Source organism: Alicyclobacillus acidiphilus NBRC 100859 (assembly GCF_001544355.1).
GTDB lineage: Bacteria > Bacillota > Bacilli > Alicyclobacillales > Alicyclobacillaceae > Alicyclobacillus > Alicyclobacillus acidiphilus.
The window spans coordinates 23,525-39,296 of record NZ_BCQI01000017.1 but is presented as its reverse complement, the minus strand read 5'-3'; the positions used below and the strand labels follow the sequence as shown (position 1 = coordinate 39,296).

The following is a 15,772-nucleotide window of genomic DNA, read 5'->3' as shown; positions in this document are numbered from 1 at the left end:
ACCCACCACCTTATGTAACGTGACTCGTCGATATGTACCCCATTGTATGTCCAGAGCACACAAAGAAAAAGAGCCGGCCGTTACGCCAGCCCTTTTTCATTTCAAAAGAGGTGCACTTAGCGGCCGCCTGCGAGTTGTTGCTCGGCAAACGCCACCAACCGCTTCGTGATCTCCCCTCCGACAGACCCGTTTTGACGAGCTGTGGTTTCGGCACCCAACTGCACGCCGAATTCCGAAGCGATTTCGTACTTCATTTGGTCGAGCGCTTTGCTTGCACCCGAGATCAATACTTGATTGCTACCGCTTTGATTCGCCATGCTGTTTCACCTCCCCTTCGTGGTACACCTAGTATGTTCGGGGAGTGGAGATTTATAATTGCCATTTGTGTCCACCAAAGCGCTTAATCCCGATAGAGCGCTGAATCCGGCAGCGATGAAATAGCTTCCCGGAGTGCCGCGGTCGATGGAGACAGCCAGAAGGTATCGGATGAGAGCAATGCGTTTGCTTCTTCCCGAGCGACTGCCATGACATTCTGGTCCTGCACGATGTCCCCAACCGCAAATTGCGGCAAACCGCTCTGTCTCACGCCGAGAAATTCGCCTGGTCCTCGCAGTTGCAAGTCCTTCTCGGCAATGTCGAAACCATTTTGCGTCTCGACCATCGTCTGAATTCTGGCCCTCGCGGTGTCGTGGTTCGCCTCGGCAATCAAGATACACGTGCTCTTGTGCGGTCCGCGTCCCACGCGTCCGCGCAATTGGTGCAGTTGGGCCAGACCAAACCGTTCGGCGTTGTAAATCATCATGATGGTTGCGTTGGGAATATCGATCCCGACTTCGATAACCGTCGTCGAGACGAGCGCTTGAATCTCCCTGTCGCGAAACGCTCGCATGGTCGCGTCTTTGTCCTTCGCGCTCATGCGCCCATGCAGCAGACCCAAGGAAAAGCCTGCGAGCTTTTCCTTCATCCGCTCATACAGTTCCGTCACAGCCGCCATGTCGAGGGTTTCCGATTCCTCAATGGATGGCGCGACGATGAAAGCTTGTCTGCCGAGGCTCAATTCCTTCCTGACCAAGCGAAGCGCGTCGTCTTCACCCTTCATCGAGAACGCGATGGTCTGAATCGGCTGTCTGCCTTTCGGCAATTCGTCGAGTGTGGACACGTCGATATCCCCATAGACAGCCAATGCCAGCGTCCTTGGGATCGGGGTTGCCGACAACATCAGAACGTCGGGAAACACGCCTTTGCTTCGCAAAGTCGACCTTTGCGATACGCCAAACCGGTGTTGTTCGTCTGTGACAATCAAGCCCAAACGAGCGAACTGAACATCGTCTGTAAGAAGCGCGTGCGTGCCCACGACCACGTGCACTCGCCCAGCGGCGAGATCGGCCAGAATCGACGAACGTTCCTTCGACGACACGCTGCCAGTCAGCAGGCGAACTTCGACGCCCGCCTTCGACAGTACTTTTTCCGCTTCCTTGTAATGCTGCTCGGCCAAGATTTCGGTCGGCGCCATCAACGCCGCCTGATCGCCACATCGGAACGCCGCGTAACAGGCAAACAGGGCGACCCACGTCTTCCCGGAGCCGACGTCTCCCTGAATCAAGCGGGCCATCGCCTTGGGCTTGACCATATCATTCAGGATATCCTGTGTCGCACGCTGCTGAGCGGCAGTCAGATCCGCCGGGAGCAATTCGCGAAATCGTTCCATTACGTCCGCAGGGACGTCGCGGGCAATGCCTGTCGGCTCGTCGCGATGCATACGAAACCAGTGCAATTGCATTTGAAACAGCAAAAATTCTTCGAACGCCAAGCGCCGGTGGGCCTGCCGGAGATCCTCCTGGCTTTTCGGACGGTGCATCGCGATCACGGCGTCGCGGTGACTCCACAATTTATACTTCTGCACGAGACCGAAGGGGAGGATTTCCGCCAAATGATCCGCATGGAGTTCGAGGGCCTTGACGATGAGCTGATGAATCTGCTTGGAACCAAGGTCCTTCGTCCCGTGATATACCGGCAAGAATCCATTCATGCGGTAATTGGAACCCGCGTCGAACGACGTCTCCGAAACGACGATGATCCGTTTTTCCGCGTTCCATTTGCCGCTCACCGTAACCATGCGGCCGTCCGTCAAGCGAGGCTTCAAATAGTGTTGTGAGAACCACGTCCCCAACACCAGCTGTTGACCATCCACACGAAGCCGAGCCGTCATCATCGATTTTGGCCCCCGCCAACGAATGACAGCTTCGCCCGCTACGGTCGCGCGCACCGTGACTCTGTCGCCGTCTGCCCATTGCGACAGGGGGCGGGGTGTGCGGTCTTCGAATCGAAACGGAAAATAGTGCAACAAATCATGCACCGTATATAGCCCAAGCGCCGCCAGGGACTTTTCCTTGGCAGGCCCGACGCCAGGCAGGCTGCGAACAGAGAGCTGTTTCAATTCCAAACCCGCGCACTCCAAACCGGTCGTCCGAACCAGGCAGCGCCCGCATGCAAGCAGCCGCCGCCGCACGAATCCGAACGCTCATTTCAGTGTGATCCAAAAATGTCATCAAAACTTGACGCCCTGGACGTATATATTGATAGTTGCCGTGTCGATCCCGACGTTTTCGGCAAGCACGTACTGGACTTTTTGGCGGATTGTCTGGGCAGTTTCGTAGATGTTGACGCCGTAATTGACTACGACAAACAGATCGACATGCACTTCATCGTTATTAGGCAGTCGCACTTCAACGCCGCGCCCCGGATTGTCCCGGCCAAACACTTCCGTGAGCCGATCAACCACCTGACGTCGGGATGCCATCGATGCAAGCCCCTCACATTCCATGGCCGCAAATCCTGCTGTTGTCGCGATGACTTCTTCGGCCACAGAAACGGTTCCATACTGTGTCTCAAATGTTTTTGACATGGAGACCCTCCCGACTCATGGTGCACTGAGATTTGCCTCCATTGTACTATAAACCAACTTGTCACAGGAAGAATGGTTGCGGTATCGGGGCCAATATGCTAAGCTAGGCAGGGTCAATTTCGCGATCGAACCGGATGTTATTGCGAAAAAATTATGGACGCCGTGGTAAGGAGGTGTTCGCATGGCAAGACGGTGTGAAATTTGCGGACGCGGACCTCAGGTCGGTAACAAGGTCAGCCACTCGCACATCCTGACCAAGCGTCGTTGGCTTCCCAACATTCAAGTGGTAAGAGCCAATGTTGGCGGGACAGTAAAGCGAATTCGCGTATGCACACGCTGCTTGAAAGCAGGCAAGGTGACGCGTGCTGTCTAAAGTTGTCTAAAAGAGGGCAAAGAAAAAGCACCCATGGGGTGCTTTTTCTATCGCCGAGACCAACGACCCGTTCCATGTTCCCACCGACGAGATGATGACTAGTCCTTCGTAAACGTTCCGAGCACAGCCTTCACAATGCCTCCCAAGAATCGCGGCAACTTGATGGTATAAACTTTCAAGACCACTTCCCCCCTCGTCCAACCTGCACCAGACTGTCCGAGCGAGTCCAAACCCTCACAGGTCCCGCTGATCGGCTGGGCAAGCGCCTCTACGATACTATGTATATTCCCAAACTGTCGAAATGTGCTGAGACGGGCTCAACAATCTCGCAAGTTCCCGCCTCAGGCGTGGAGCGCAGTCCGCAGCCGATCGACGGCCGTTTGTCGATTTTCCTCGCCAAATACCGCGGAACCCGCTACGAACACGGTCGCCCCGGCTTCCGCGACAGATCGAATGGTCGACGCGTTGATCCCGCCATCGACTTCAATTGCGACATCGGAACGGTGCAATGCGGCAAGGCGGGACTTGGCGTCGGCAATCTTGCCGAGCGTGGCTGGTATGAACGCCTGACCGCCAAAGCCGGGATTCACCGTCATAATCAGAAGCAAGTCCAACAGATCAGCAACCTGTTCCAGCCCATCGAGGCCTGTCCCTGGATTGACTGCGAGCCCAGCTTCGATGCCGTGATCCCGAATCATCTGTAAAGCCCGATGCACATGCGGCGTGGCTTCCTTATGAACTGTGATGACATCGGCCCCGGCGTCGGCGAAAGCCGGAATCAGACTCTCCGGATTGGACACCATGAGATGAATATCGAGCTTACACGAAAAGCGCTTGCGCAAAGCCGATACGACGAGCGGGCCCATTGTGATGTTCGGCACGAAGTGGCCATCCATGACGTCGACGTGGATCCAGTCGCACCCGCACGCCACCACAGACGCCACCTCAGATTGCAAATCACCAAAATCCGCCGATAAGATCGACGGTGCGATAATATAGTTCAATATTCGTTCATCTCCCGTTCGCGAATCTCGAAGTACAGCTGACGGTAGCTGTCGTACCGCGACTGCGCGATGTTCCCCTGCTCTGCCCAGCGCTTGACGCCGCAATCCTCTTCATCGATGTGCAGACAGCCTCGGTACGGACACGATTCGGCGGCTTCCTGAAAGTCCGGAAAATGCAGGCGAAGTTCGCGCGAATCGACATCCAGCTGGAGCTGACTGAAGCCAGGCGCGTCCGCGAGCCAAGTGTCCTGTTCCAATTGGAACAGTTCGACATGCCGCGTGGTCTGCTTGCCTCGGCCAATCTTCTCGCTGACCTCGCCCATTTGCAGTCGAAGGTTCGGAGCGAGCGCATTCGCGAGCGTCGATTTCCCCGCCCCGGACGGCCCCGCTACGACGTTGACCCGCCCCTTCATCAAACGCCTGACTTCTTCGATCCCGACGCCTTCTTTCAACGCGACGGTCAACGCCGTGTATCCGCACTGCTCGTAGATGCAGCGAATCCGTTCGGCTTCGTCGGCGGGCGCCAAATCAGCCTTTGTCAGGATGACACTGGGCCGGACACCGGCCAGCATCGCGGCGATGATCGTCTTGTCGAGCATAAGCGTGCTGAGATCTGGCGTGACCAGCGAAAAAACAACCAGAACATGGTCGACATTGGCGATGGGTGGACGAATCAGTTCGTTCACCCGCGGCAAAACTTCGGTAATGATGCCTTCTCGCGAACCGATCGGCTCGTAAGCGACTTGATCTCCAACCAAGACGGTGACGCCGTTCTTCTTGAACACGCCGCGCGCCCGACATCTGCGGACGCCATCGTCACCTTGAACATCGAAAAAGCCGCTGATGGCCCGAATGACTCTGCCTTGTGCCACACAACCCCTCCTGGTCACCCTTGAACCGGGTCGTCCTGTACTAATTTGCCGTTTTCGTAAACCTTCAAGTCGCCCTTTTCACCCGGTGTGAGATACAGCGTCTCTTCCCAGATGGTCTCTTGATTCACGGTTTGATCCACGACCGTCTGATTGCTGCCCCGAGCGTCGCTGATCACGATTTCCACATCGGTGGGCCGTCCCTGTGGATTCACCTTCACCTGAATCAACTGCGGCTGCGCGTTCGGCGGTGGGTTGGTCGTGGTGCCGGTACCGTGCGACGGCGGGCCTGGATGTCCCGACACCGGCTTCCCTGTTCCACCCGTCGGCGCTCCTTGCGCCGTTGTGCCCACAACGTTGCCACCGTTGGTCACTGACGTCGTGTTTTGCAGCGAATTGCCAGAAGTCCCATTCGTCGATCCGCTGCCCACTCCGTTGCTTTCGCCCGTCGTCGAATTGCCCGTGGTGTTGGCGGCATTGTTCCCAGTCGAGTTGATGTCGTTGGTCGATCCCGTCGTCGAATTCGCCGTGTTGTTCTGCGTTTCGTTGCTCGGCGCGGCAGGATTGCTGACCACGTCGATGTCGACCGTCGAACCCTCTGGCACGGACTCGCCCTCCAGCGGGTACACGTACGATACGAGCGGATCTTGCGAAACCAGGTTGCTCGGCGTGATCGATCCGACGACGAGGCCAGCCGACTTCAAAGCCTCCTCCGCTTGCGACAATGTCAAGCCCACGAGCTTCGGCACCTTGACATACTCTTGCACGCTGACCGACAGGACGATCTTCGAATTCACCGGAACCTTGGTGCCAGCGGCCGGATCGGACGAAATCACCTGGCCAGAGGGCACCGTCGCACTCTGCTCGGTCTGTTCCGAAATATTGTTCGCGGAAAACCCTACACTGACCAGCGATTGTTTCGCTTGATCGTAAGGCTGGTTGGTCACGTCCGGAACCTTCACCTCGGGTGCTCCCTGACTGACGTATAAGGTGATCTCTCTCGTCTTTTTCACTTGCGAGTTGCCCGGCGGCTGCTGCTGATAGACGATGCCCTTCGCCCGTTGAAGGTTTGGCGCACGCTTGATTTCGATCTGATTGCGCGCGAAACCCGCGTTCTCGAGTGACGTCACGGCGTTGGTCTCGGGTTTGCCGACCACGGAAGGCAAATCGACATTCGGCACGCTCATCAGGCCGGTCACAAGCGTGATGGCGGCGTAACCGCCGACGCCGAGCGCCGCGATCGCGACGATGACGATGCCCGTGATCAGGCTGATCCGCTTCCACCGTGGCACTTCCTTCTTCGGCTGGACCACGTTGGCGAGCCCTTCGGCCATGGCGGGAATTTCGATGGTCCGATCATCCATCTCGTCCCTGGGCACAAACTTCGGCACATTGGGATTGCTCAAGGCGCTCTCCAGATCTTTCTTCAGCGCCGCCATATTTTCATAGCGCCCATCCGGCGATTTCACCAAACACTTCAGAATGATGTTCTCGACACTCTGCGGAATGGCCTTGTTCAACTGCCTTGGTTCGACGAACGGTTCACGCAGATGCTTCAACGCCACACTCACTGGAGAATTGCCGCTGAACGGCAGTTCGCCCGTGAGCATCTCATACATGACGACGCCGAGCGAATAGATGTCGCTCTTCGCGTCCGTCTGCACACCGCGCGCCTGTTCGGGCGAAAAATAGTGGACAGAGCCAAGCACGCTCGTCGCTTGTTTATCGGCGATGGTGTTTCCGGTCACGGCACGGGCGATGCCAAAATCGGCGACTTTCACTTGGCCGTGTTTGCTCAGCAGAATATTGTGCGGCTTGATGTCCCTGTGAATCACGTTCAACTCGTGTGCATGCTGCAGGGCCGAACAGATCTGCTTGCAAATCTCGATTGTCTCTTCCACGGACAGCGGCGCTCGTTCGACGATCACGTCCTTCAGCGTCGGTCCGTCGACATATTCCATCACAATGTAGTGTTCGTTGTTGGTCACACCGACGTCGTAGACGTTGACGATGTTCGGATGAGAAAGTCGTCCGGCCGATTGCGCCTCCTGGCGAAACCGACCGACGAACTCGTCGTCTTCCAAGAACTGAGTCCGCAGCATCTTGACGGCGACCACGCGGTCAAGCAAGGTATCCACAGCGCGATACACGACCGCCATGCCGCCGCCGCCGATCACGTCCTCAAGCTGGTATCTTCCACCGAGAATGCGCGAGGTCATCAATCGTCGGCCCCCTCTCGATTGACAACCACGAGTGCCGTGACGTTGTCGGTTCCACCTCGTTCAAGTGCTTGCTCAATCATGTCGTCGACCAGCGATTCCAGATCGCCAGCGTTGTCGCACAGGCGCGCGCGACGCAGATACTCCGCCAATTCGCTGTCGCTGACCAGGTTGGTCAGGCCGTCGGAACACAGCAGGGCGACATCGCCGTCGCGCCATGCGACAGAGTCGAGATCCGGCAGACTTTGTGGCTCTGTGCCCAGGGATCTCGTCACGATGTTCCGCTGAGGATGGATCTTGGCCTCGTCTTCCGACAACTGCCCTCGGCGGACGAGTTCCGCCACCAGCGAATGATCCCGTGTCACTTGCCGAAATTCATCCCCAACCAGCACATACGCGCGACTGTCGCCGACGTGCACGATGTGGATGTAATCTCCGACCGCAAGCGCGCAAACGACCGTCGTCCCCATCCCGTGATACGCTGGATTCTCACAGGATTGCTGAAAAATCGCAGCATTGGCGTCGTGCACGGCATCCACCAAGACTTGTGGAGCATCGCTTGTCGGCAGTAAATTGGCCGCCATGTACTCGCCGACACGCTGAACGGCGAGTTGGCTGGCGACATCGCCGGCCGATGGCCCGCCCATTCCGTCAGCCACCAAATACAACTGTCCAACGGGCAGTTCCGACAATATGACATATCCGTCCTGATTCATCGACCGAACGAGACCAATGTGCGATTTCGCAGCGTATAACATGGATAACACCCCTGGGTTCAAAGAAACACACACGCCGGCTACTGCGCGCGTCGATTCATATGTTGAGCTCGAAGCTGGCCGCAAGCGGCCGCAATATCGTGGCCCATCTCTCGGCGTATGGTCGCATTGATGCCGGCGTCCTGCAGCGCGTGCCAGAACGCGTAAATCTGCTTGCGATCCGTGCGGCTGTAATTCCGTTCCGGCACGTAATTGACCGGGATCAAATTGACGTGGCACGGCAGTCCGCGAATGAGTGCCGCCAATTCCTTGGCACACTCCAAGCTGTCGTTCTGACCGCCCACGAGAGCATATTCAAACGAGATCCGCTTCCCCGTTTTTTCATTGTAATAATGACACGCATCCATGAGCTTGGCAATTGGGTACGCCTTATTCACTGGCATCATGGCGCCGCGCAATTCGTCGTTGGGCGCATGCAGCGACACCGCCAGTGTCACTTGACGGCCCTCGTCGGCAAGTCTGCGAATGCCTGGCACGAGACCGACCGTCGAGATCGTGATATGTCGCTGTCCGATGTGCAGCCCGTGTTCACTGGACACGATCTCGATGAATCGCATCACCTCGTCGTAATTGTCCATCGGCTCGCCGCTTCCCATCAGGACAATCGACGAAACGCGTTCCCCAACGTCGTCCAGCAGTCGTTGACTGTATAACAACTGCTCGACCATCTCTCCCGCACGCATTTGCCGGATCATGCCGCCGAGCGTCGACGCGCAGAATGTGCATCCCATCTTGCAGCCGACTTGCGACGAGACACATACACTGTTGCCGTAGCTGTGCCGCATCAGCACCGTTTCGACGGTGACGTCGTCGGGCCACGCGAGCAGGAATTTCGAGGTCGGATCGACCTTGGAATCCTGCCGCACGGCTTCTCGCGCGGTAATCAGCACGGCCCGCTGTGAGAGTTCCTCTCGCAGCTGCTTCGGCAGATTCGTCATCTCCTCAAACGAGGTCACCCGCTTCTGGTACATCCACTCAAACAACTGCACGGCGCGGTACGGTTTCTCTCCACATTCGGCCACGATCCAATCTTTCAATTCAGCCAACGTAAAATTATACAGATGGGTCTTCTGAATCGTCGTCACCCCCTCATTTAACGTTTTAACAATCTCGCCATATAAAAACCGTCCGTGTCGTACAATTCCGGTGTCAATGTCACGCCAACCTCGCCCTGTCGAATGCCCTTCGGGAGATCGGACGAAAGATCGTCCAGTTCCACCCGACCGCCTTGACTCTGCAGCACACGGCGAACCACGGCGTCATTTTCTTCCGGAAGAATCGTACATGTGGCGTAAACAATGACGCCGCCAGACTTCGTCAATTCGCACGCTCGCTCGAGGAGCGCCTGCTGAAGAATCGCAAGAGCTTCCACGTCTTCCGGCTTCCGCCTGTGGCGAATATCCGGCCGCCGGCGAAGTACCCCGAGCCCGCTGCACGGCGCATCGACCAGCACTGCGTCATACGGTTCCAATTCTTCGTCTCCGACGCCGATTTCCCGCCCATCGCCAAGCCGCGGATGGATGCTCGTCAGTTGAAGCCGGCGACTGATGTCCTGCAGCATCCGCACCTTCTGCAAATACACATCGTACGCGTCGATCAGCCCCGAGTCGCCCATCAACTCGGCGATGTGTGTCGTCTTGCCGCCTGGCGCGGCGCACATATCGAGGACGCGCATCCCAGGCTGCACGCGCAGCAACGGCGCAATCAGCATGGCGCCCTCGTCTTGAATCGTCAAATGGCCTTGCTGATAGGCTGGCAGGCTTTCCAGATCGACCGCGGCGTGAATGCGAAGCGCGTCGGGACTGAGCACACCCGGCTGCACGTCGTCGATCCCAGCCTCGCGCAACGACGCAATGGCTTCGTCCAGGCTGGATCGAAGACGGTTGACACGAACCGTCGTCGCGCCAGGCTGGTTGCCGACGTCGAGAATCCGCGTCGTTCGTTCTTCGCCGTACACATCAAGCAGACGCTCGACCAGCCAAGTCGGATACCCGTATCGCAGCGACAAACTGGCGGCGGAATGCGGGTCCTGTCGGCCAATCAAGGTGTCGATCCGCTGATCGACAGTCGCCTTGCTCCTCGTGAAGGACCTCAAAACGCCATTCACGAACGAAGCAGCCTTCGGCGCCTTCGCCTTGGCCAATTCTACGGCTTCACTGATCACGGCGTAGGCGGGCACCTTGGCCAGATAGCACAACTGGTAAACACTCATCCGCAGGATCGCAAGCACAGCTGGGTCGACCTTGGCGAGGTTGCGGCTGACGAACGGTTGAACCAAGGCGTCCAGCGTGATTTGCCGCCGTACGGTCCCATAGACAATCTCGGTCACCAGCGACTTGTCGCGCGGGGACAGGTCCGTGCGCGCCAACGCGTTCTGCAAGGCGACGTTCGTATAAGCATGCTCTACTGCCACGCGCCGCAGCGTATCAAACGCGACGCGTCTTGCTGGTGATATCATTCGTGTCGACCTTTCTGGAATACGACGGTTTCCCCGTGAACGCCAGCCAGCCAGTCGCGCGCAGCCATCCTGCGCTTGCCGGCGGGCTGAACCTCTTCCAACAGCAACGCGCCCTCGCCGCAACGCACCAGGAGTCCTCTGCTGGTCTTCGTGCCAACGCCCACATCCGTCGATGGGGTGTCTGAAACCAGCGCGGCCTTCCACACTTTCATCGCCTGCCCATCGGCAAGAACCGCCGTCGCGCCTGGCGAAGGCGAGAGGGCGCGAACGTGGCGCTCCACTTCGACCGCTGACGCCGTCCACTGCAGCAACTCGTCCTCGCGTTCGATTTTGTTCGCGTACGTGACCTGGTCCTCGTCCTGCGGCGTGGCCGTTCTCTCACCGGCCAGATACAGCGGCAGGACGTCGCGACAAATCTCCGCGCCAAGCTTGGCCAACTTGTCGTGCAGCGTCCCCATCGTGTCCGTCGGCTGGATCGGGATGGCGCGAGCCTCAATCATCGGCCCTGCGTCCAAGGCCTGCACCATCTCCATCAACGTCACGCCCGTCTGCTTGTCCCCCGCCATGATGGCCCGATGAATGGGCGCCGCCCCGCGCCACCTTGGCAACAACGAGGCATGGACGTTCACAGCGCCGACACGCGCAATGGCGAGGACGCGCTTCGGCAGAATTTGTCCGTACGCTGCAGTCACCATCAGGTCCGGCGCAAACGATCGCAGCGCTTCGACACTGGCCTCGTCACGCACGCGCTCAGGCTGCATGACTGGCAACGCCAATTCGAGCGCGCGCTGCTTGACTGGCGACGGCGTCAACACCCGCTTGCGGCCGACGGGTCGATCCGGCTGCGTGACCACCAAGACTTCATAGCCGAGATCGACGATGGCCTCAAGACTGGGCACCGCGAATTCGGGCGTCCCCATAAACACGACGCGCGGCTTCATCAAGTGCTCTCTCCGACCGTCGCCCGCTCAATCTGATCGGGACGGAGATAATCGGTGAACAGGATGCCGTCGAGGTGATCAATCTCGTGCTGGATGCACCTCGCGAACTGATCCCGAGCCTCTATCTCAAAGAATTCCCCATTTCGGTCCTGCGCCCGCACTTTTACATAGGCCGCCCGCTCAACGGTGCCCCAAATGCCAGGCAGCGACAGACAGGCTTCGCTGCCGACCTGGCTGCCCCGCTTCTCGACAATTTCGGGATTGACGAACTCGACCAAGCTGCTCTTGCCTTCCTGATGCTGCTTTGGCCCTTCGACGTCAATCACGACAAGCCTCTTCAGAATGCCAATTTGATTGGCGGCAAGGCCAATCCCTTCGGCGTGGTACATCGTTTCCGCCATGTCGTCCAACAGCTTATGAATGGCCGGCGTGAAATTCGTCACTTCCTTCGCCCGTTGACGAAGCACCGGATCTTCTCCCTTGCGAATGATACGAATCGCCATCGATGGGAGCCCCTTTCTGATTGTTCATCTAACCGATTCGCTGCGCGTTGACATCCAAACGGCATGTCCCGCCCAAGCGATTCATTCGTTCCTTGACCAAACGATATGCCGCAGTCACACTCTGCTGTACATCTTGCCAATGCTCATACTTTAGCACAACTTGAAAACGGTACTGGTTTTCGATCCGCCGTATCCCGCTCGGCACGGCAGGCAAAACCGACAAGGCGTTCCCGTCCGCCGTGCGCCTGAGTTCCCGCTCGAACCGCATGGCTGCGCCCTTTGCCAGCTTCTCTTCCGTGTGCGTCGCGACGAAGACGGCCAACTCGCAGAACGGCGGATAGGCAAAGAATTCTCTTTGCTCGCGCTCTTCTCGATAAAATGCCGCAAAATCGTGCTTTGCCGCAGCTTGGATGGAAAAGTGCTCCGGTCGATACGTCTGAATGATGGTCAAACCTTCCGTGTCGGCCCGTCCAGCCCGTCCAGCGACCTGTGTCAACAATTGAAATGTTCGTTCATGCGCACGATAGTCCGGAACCGACAGCATCGTGTCGGCTGCTACCACGCCTACCAGACGCACATTGGGAAAATCGAGTCCCTTCGCAATCATCTGTGTGCCAATCAGGATATCCGCGCGGCCATGCTCAAAATCGTCGACAATCCGTTTGAGGGATCCTTTTTTCCTCGTTGTATCGACATCCATGCGCAATACGCGGTAAGACGGCCACATGCGGTGAATCGCTTCCTCAATCTGCTCCGTCCCAATGCCAAACGCCCGCATCGCCGGTTCATGGCAAAAACCGCACACATCCTGATAAGGTTGCTGAAATCCGCAGTAGTGACAGATGAGGACGTGGCCAGCGGCTGATTTATGAACCGTTAACGATATATCACAGTTTGGACAATGTACGCTTTCGCCACACGCCCTGCACAGCATCGAATTCGCATAGCCGCGGCGATTGAGAAACAAAACCACTTGCTTGCCCATCTCGACAGTGCGCGCCATCTCCTCTTGCAGCCTCGCGCTGAACAACGACTTGTTTCTGCTTCGCAGTTCGTTGCGCATGTCGATGAGCTCGACTGTCGGCAATGCCTTGCGGTTTGCTCGCGTCGGCAGAGACACGATCTTCGCCCGACCTGTTTCACTCATGCGGATGGCCCACAGCGAGGGCGTCGCCGATCCGAGGATGGCCATCGCCCCCGCGTTCGCCGCGCGTTCCAGCGCGACTTCGCGCGCATCGTAGTGCGGCGATTCATCCTGCTTGTACGATGGTTCATGCTCCTCGTCGACGACGACCAGTCCAAGGTTTTGAATCGGCGCAAACACGGCGGATCGAGCTCCAATGACGATATCTGCCCGACCTTCCAGGATGCGCATCCACTCGTCGCGGCGCTCGCCAGGCGTCAAGGCGGAGTGCAGGACCGCGATCCGTTCTCCGAAACGCGCGTAAAATCGACCGACCATCTGCGGCGTCAAAGCGATTTCAGGGACGAGGACAATCACCTGCATCCCTTGCTCGAGCGTATCTTCAATCGCCCGCATGTAAATCTCCGTCTTGCCGCTTCCAGTCACCCCATGCAAGACGACGGTTTTGTGACCGTTGGCGCGACGTGAGAGACGAATCTGTTGCAGGGCGCGCTCCTGCGCCTCGGTGAGGACGGGAGGTGTCGACGGGATCGCTTTATCATCCCAAGTGAATCGCGAGATGGTCCGCTCCTCAATTCGCAGCAGTCCATCACGAACGAGCGACTGCACGGTCGAACCTGGGTACGTCGATCGACTCCACAAAAGTTCGCCCTGCTCCGCCTCGGCCAATGCGCGGAGCAGTTCCGCCTGCTTGGCCGCCCGCCGATCGCGAACGGCCGCCTCGGCAAGCAACTCGTCGGGCCCGACGCAAGGAAGCAGGAACGATTTCGTCGCCTGCTGGACGCGCTCGCGAACATCCAGTTCCTGACGAAGATAGACCGCGTCCATCCATCCGCGCACCTGATGGCGCGCCTTGTCCCCGAACGCTTGCATCACCTGCGCCTCGTCCGGACGCTGCGCGGCAATCCACTGCCAGAGCCGCGTCGAGCGGACGTCGTCCGGCACCGAATCGTCGTCCACGACAACCATCCGCATACGTCCACGCACGCGAAACGCACCCGGAAGTATGGCACCGAGTGCGTCCTGAATGGTACACGCATACCGATCACACAGCCATTGCGCCAAGGACAGCTGCTCCTCCGTCAAAATGGGGGACTCATCGACCACGCTGATGATTGGCCTGATCTTCTCCGAGACGGCATCCACGTGGTGCAAGCGCCACACGATGGCCGGCTTCACGTCTTTGCGAAAAGGCACGACAACGCGCATGCCAGGCCGCAAAAAGCGAAGTTGTTCAGGCGTGATCCGGTAATCGAACGGTTTGTCCATGAACAGGCCCGGCGATTCCACAATCACTTGAGCGACGGTGCCGTCACTCATACCATCAACTCGCCATTTCCATGCTCTCGCAGTTGCTTCACCGCGGACAGGATCCGATCCGCCACACTGCTCTTGGCCATCAACGGCAATGTCGAAACACCGCCTGATTTGGTCATCAAGGTCACCTGGTTCGTATCCACGTCGAAACCAGCGCCTTGCTGGCTCACGTCATTGATGACGATCAGGTCCAATCCCTTTTCGTTCAACTTTTCCGCGCCGTAGCGAATCACGTCGTTGGTCTCCGCGGCAAAGCCGACGATGGTCTGCCCCTTGTTGCGCTGTCGACTGACCGTGGCCAGAATATCAGGCGTCTGCACGAACTCCAATTGCATGGCACCCTGGGACTTCTTCCACTTCTGCGGGAATGTCGCCGCCGGGCGGAAATCGGCCGGAGCCGCCGCCGCAATCAAAACGTCCGCTTCGCGCATCGCTTCGCGAACGCCGGACAGCATCTCTTCGGTGGATCGGACATACATCATCTTCGCGCCTGGAACAGGGCTCAGATGGGTCGGACCACTGACCAGCGTCACCTTCGCGCCGCGGGCCACCGCCTGCTTCGCCAACGCGTATCCCATCTTGCCGCTGGATCGATTGGACAAATAGCGAACTGGATCGATGTCCTCAATGGTCGGTCCTGCCGTGATGACGATGTGCAGACCTTCCAAATCGCGATGTTCTGAAAGCATCGCTTCGATGACTTCCGCGATGTCTTCAGGCTCGGGCAAACGCCCTTTGCCCGTGTACCCGCACGCGAGTGGACCTTCGTCGGGATCGAGCACAATCGTCCCCCGCGAGCGCAGAATCGACAAGTTGTGCTGCACCGCAGGGTGATCGTACATATGGACGTTCATCGCCGGCGCGACAATCGTCTTGCACGTCGCCGCCAAGGCGGTCGTCGTCACCATGTCGTCCGCAAGGCCATGGGCCAGCTTCGCAATCAAATTCGCTGTCGCAGGGGCAATCACATACAAGAGCGCTCGATCCGCGACCGCGATGTGCGCGATTTCCGACGGATTGGGCTCCGCAAATGTGTCAAAAATCACCGGGTGTTTCGTCAATGCTTGCAACGTAAGCGGTTGGATGAAGCGCGTAGCGTTCTCGGTCATCAGGACTTGAACGTCGTATCCTCGCTTCACCAGCAGGGAGCACAAGGCGGCGGATTTGTACGCAGCGATCCCGCCGCCAACACCAACCAAGATCGATTGACCTTCCATGTCATATGACCCCCCTCTTCGGACACGCTCTTAAGTCTCGGATACG

15 protein-coding genes are annotated in these 15,772 nt (G+C 58.1%); 1 reads left to right on the top strand and 14 read right to left on the bottom strand.

Going from position 1 to position 15,772, the window contains the following annotated elements:
- Positions 1-116: 116 nt before the first annotated feature.
- The 3 genes from AAC01S_RS08800 to AAC01S_RS08790 all read right to left on the bottom strand — a co-directional run bounded on the left by AAC01S_RS08800 (position 117) and on the right by AAC01S_RS08790 (position 2,905).
- The gene (locus AAC01S_RS08800) at positions 117-317 is read right to left on the bottom strand and encodes an alpha/beta-type small acid-soluble spore protein (protein ID WP_067621322.1); all 201 of its coding nucleotides are present in this window, start codon (positions 315-317) and stop codon (positions 117-119) included.
- Positions 318-400: 83 nt separating this feature from the next.
- Entirely contained in the window at positions 401-2,443 is a 2,043-nt protein-coding gene (gene recG, locus AAC01S_RS08795; protein ID WP_067621321.1) for an ATP-dependent DNA helicase RecG, read from the bottom strand.
- 105 nt (positions 2,444-2,548) lie between these two features.
- Complete coding sequence (locus AAC01S_RS08790; RefSeq protein ID WP_067621320.1) at positions 2,549-2,905, bottom strand: Asp23/Gls24 family envelope stress response protein; 357 nt, start codon at positions 2,903-2,905, stop codon at positions 2,549-2,551.
- Positions 2,906-3,086: 181 nt separating this feature from the next.
- On the opposite strand from AAC01S_RS08790, the gene rpmB reads away from it, so the two are divergent.
- Positions 3,087-3,278 (top strand): 50S ribosomal protein L28, encoded by a 192-nt coding sequence (gene rpmB / locus AAC01S_RS18750; protein ID WP_083511633.1) that lies wholly within the window; start codon positions 3,087-3,089, stop codon positions 3,276-3,278.
- Positions 3,279-3,376: 98 nt separating this feature from the next.
- On the opposite strand, the gene spoVM is transcribed toward rpmB, so the two are convergent.
- From spoVM to coaBC, 11 genes are all read right to left on the bottom strand, one after another.
- Positions 3,377-3,463 carry a stage V sporulation protein SpoVM gene (spoVM, locus tag AAC01S_RS20215; protein WP_067621319.1) on the bottom strand — a complete coding sequence of 29 codons (87 nt, stop codon included), beginning with the start codon at positions 3,461-3,463 and terminating at the stop codon, positions 3,377-3,379.
- A gap of 156 nt (positions 3,464-3,619) precedes the next feature.
- Positions 3,620-4,273 carry a ribulose-phosphate 3-epimerase gene (gene rpe / locus AAC01S_RS08780; protein ID WP_067621349.1) on the bottom strand — a complete coding sequence of 218 codons (654 nt, stop codon included), beginning with the start codon at positions 4,271-4,273 and terminating at the stop codon, positions 3,620-3,622.
- A 5-nt stretch (positions 4,274-4,278) separates the two neighbouring features.
- A complete protein-coding gene (gene rsgA, locus AAC01S_RS08775; protein ID WP_067621318.1) occupies positions 4,279-5,154 on the bottom strand; it encodes a ribosome small subunit-dependent GTPase A in 876 nt (291 codons plus the stop codon).
- Positions 5,155-5,168: 14 nt separating this feature from the next.
- Positions 5,169-7,370 (bottom strand): Stk1 family PASTA domain-containing Ser/Thr kinase, encoded by a 2,202-nt coding sequence (pknB, locus tag AAC01S_RS08770; protein ID WP_067621317.1) that lies wholly within the window; start codon positions 7,368-7,370, stop codon positions 5,169-5,171.
- Positions 7,370-8,128 carry a Stp1/IreP family PP2C-type Ser/Thr phosphatase gene (locus AAC01S_RS08765; protein WP_067621316.1) on the bottom strand — a complete coding sequence of 253 codons (759 nt, stop codon included), beginning with the start codon at positions 8,126-8,128 and terminating at the stop codon, positions 7,370-7,372. Before AAC01S_RS08765 ends, pknB begins: the two co-directional genes overlap by 1 nt.
- A gap of 38 nt (positions 8,129-8,166) precedes the next feature.
- Positions 8,167-9,231 (bottom strand): dual-specificity RNA methyltransferase RlmN, encoded by a 1,065-nt coding sequence (gene rlmN, locus AAC01S_RS08760; RefSeq protein ID WP_245630136.1) that lies wholly within the window; start codon positions 9,229-9,231, stop codon positions 8,167-8,169.
- 8 nt (positions 9,232-9,239) lie between these two features.
- On the bottom strand, positions 9,240-10,604 hold the full coding sequence (gene rsmB, locus AAC01S_RS08755; RefSeq protein WP_067621315.1) for a 16S rRNA (cytosine(967)-C(5))-methyltransferase RsmB: 1,365 nt from the start codon (positions 10,602-10,604) through the stop codon (positions 9,240-9,242).
- Positions 10,601-11,545, bottom strand: a complete 945-nt coding sequence (gene fmt, locus AAC01S_RS08750) for a methionyl-tRNA formyltransferase (RefSeq protein ID WP_067621314.1) — start codon at positions 11,543-11,545, stop codon at positions 10,601-10,603. The genes rsmB and fmt overlap by 4 nt, the downstream gene beginning before the upstream one ends.
- Positions 11,545-12,048, bottom strand: coding sequence for a peptide deformylase (gene def / locus AAC01S_RS08745; RefSeq protein WP_067621313.1), 504 nt, complete (start codon positions 12,046-12,048; stop codon positions 11,545-11,547). The genes fmt and def overlap by 1 nt, the downstream gene beginning before the upstream one ends.
- Before the next feature lie 28 nt (positions 12,049-12,076).
- The gene (priA, locus tag AAC01S_RS08740) at positions 12,077-14,512 is read right to left on the bottom strand and encodes a primosomal protein N' (protein WP_067621312.1); all 2,436 of its coding nucleotides are present in this window, start codon (positions 14,510-14,512) and stop codon (positions 12,077-12,079) included.
- Positions 14,509-15,726: a bifunctional phosphopantothenoylcysteine decarboxylase/phosphopantothenate--cysteine ligase CoaBC gene (gene coaBC / locus AAC01S_RS08735; protein ID WP_067621311.1), complete on the bottom strand. Its 1,218-nt coding sequence runs from the start codon at positions 15,724-15,726 to the stop codon at positions 14,509-14,511. Before coaBC ends, priA begins: the two co-directional genes overlap by 4 nt.
- Positions 15,727-15,772 lie beyond the last annotated feature (46 nt).

What these genes read in the sequence shown, in the direction of transcription:
- pknB (WP_067621317.1), bottom strand. Translation starts at nt 7,370, where the DNA reads ATGACCTCGCGCATTCTCGGTGGAAGATACCAGCTTGAGGACGTGATC.
- rpmB (WP_083511633.1), top strand. Translation starts at nt 3,087, where the DNA reads ATGGCAAGACGGTGTGAAATTTGCGGACGCGGACCTCAGGTCGGTAAC.
- priA (WP_067621312.1), bottom strand. Translation starts at nt 14,512, where the DNA reads ATGAGTGACGGCACCGTCGCTCAAGTGATTGTGGAATCGCCGGGCCTG.
- AAC01S_RS08790 (WP_067621320.1), bottom strand. Translation starts at nt 2,905, where the DNA reads ATGTCAAAAACATTTGAGACACAGTATGGAACCGTTTCTGTGGCCGAA.
- AAC01S_RS08765 (WP_067621316.1), bottom strand. Translation starts at nt 8,128, where the DNA reads ATGTTATACGCTGCGAAATCGCACATTGGTCTCGTTCGGTCGATGAAT.
- def (WP_067621313.1), bottom strand. Translation starts at nt 12,048, where the DNA reads ATGGCGATTCGTATCATTCGCAAGGGAGAAGATCCGGTGCTTCGTCAA.
- fmt (WP_067621314.1), bottom strand. Translation starts at nt 11,545, where the DNA reads ATGAAGCCGCGCGTCGTGTTTATGGGGACGCCCGAATTCGCGGTGCCC.
- coaBC (WP_067621311.1), bottom strand. Translation starts at nt 15,726, where the DNA reads ATGGAAGGTCAATCGATCTTGGTTGGTGTTGGCGGCGGGATCGCTGCG.
- rsmB (WP_067621315.1), bottom strand. Translation starts at nt 10,604, where the DNA reads ATGATATCACCAGCAAGACGCGTCGCGTTTGATACGCTGCGGCGCGTG.
- AAC01S_RS08800 (WP_067621322.1), bottom strand. Translation starts at nt 317, where the DNA reads ATGGCGAATCAAAGCGGTAGCAATCAAGTATTGATCTCGGGTGCAAGC.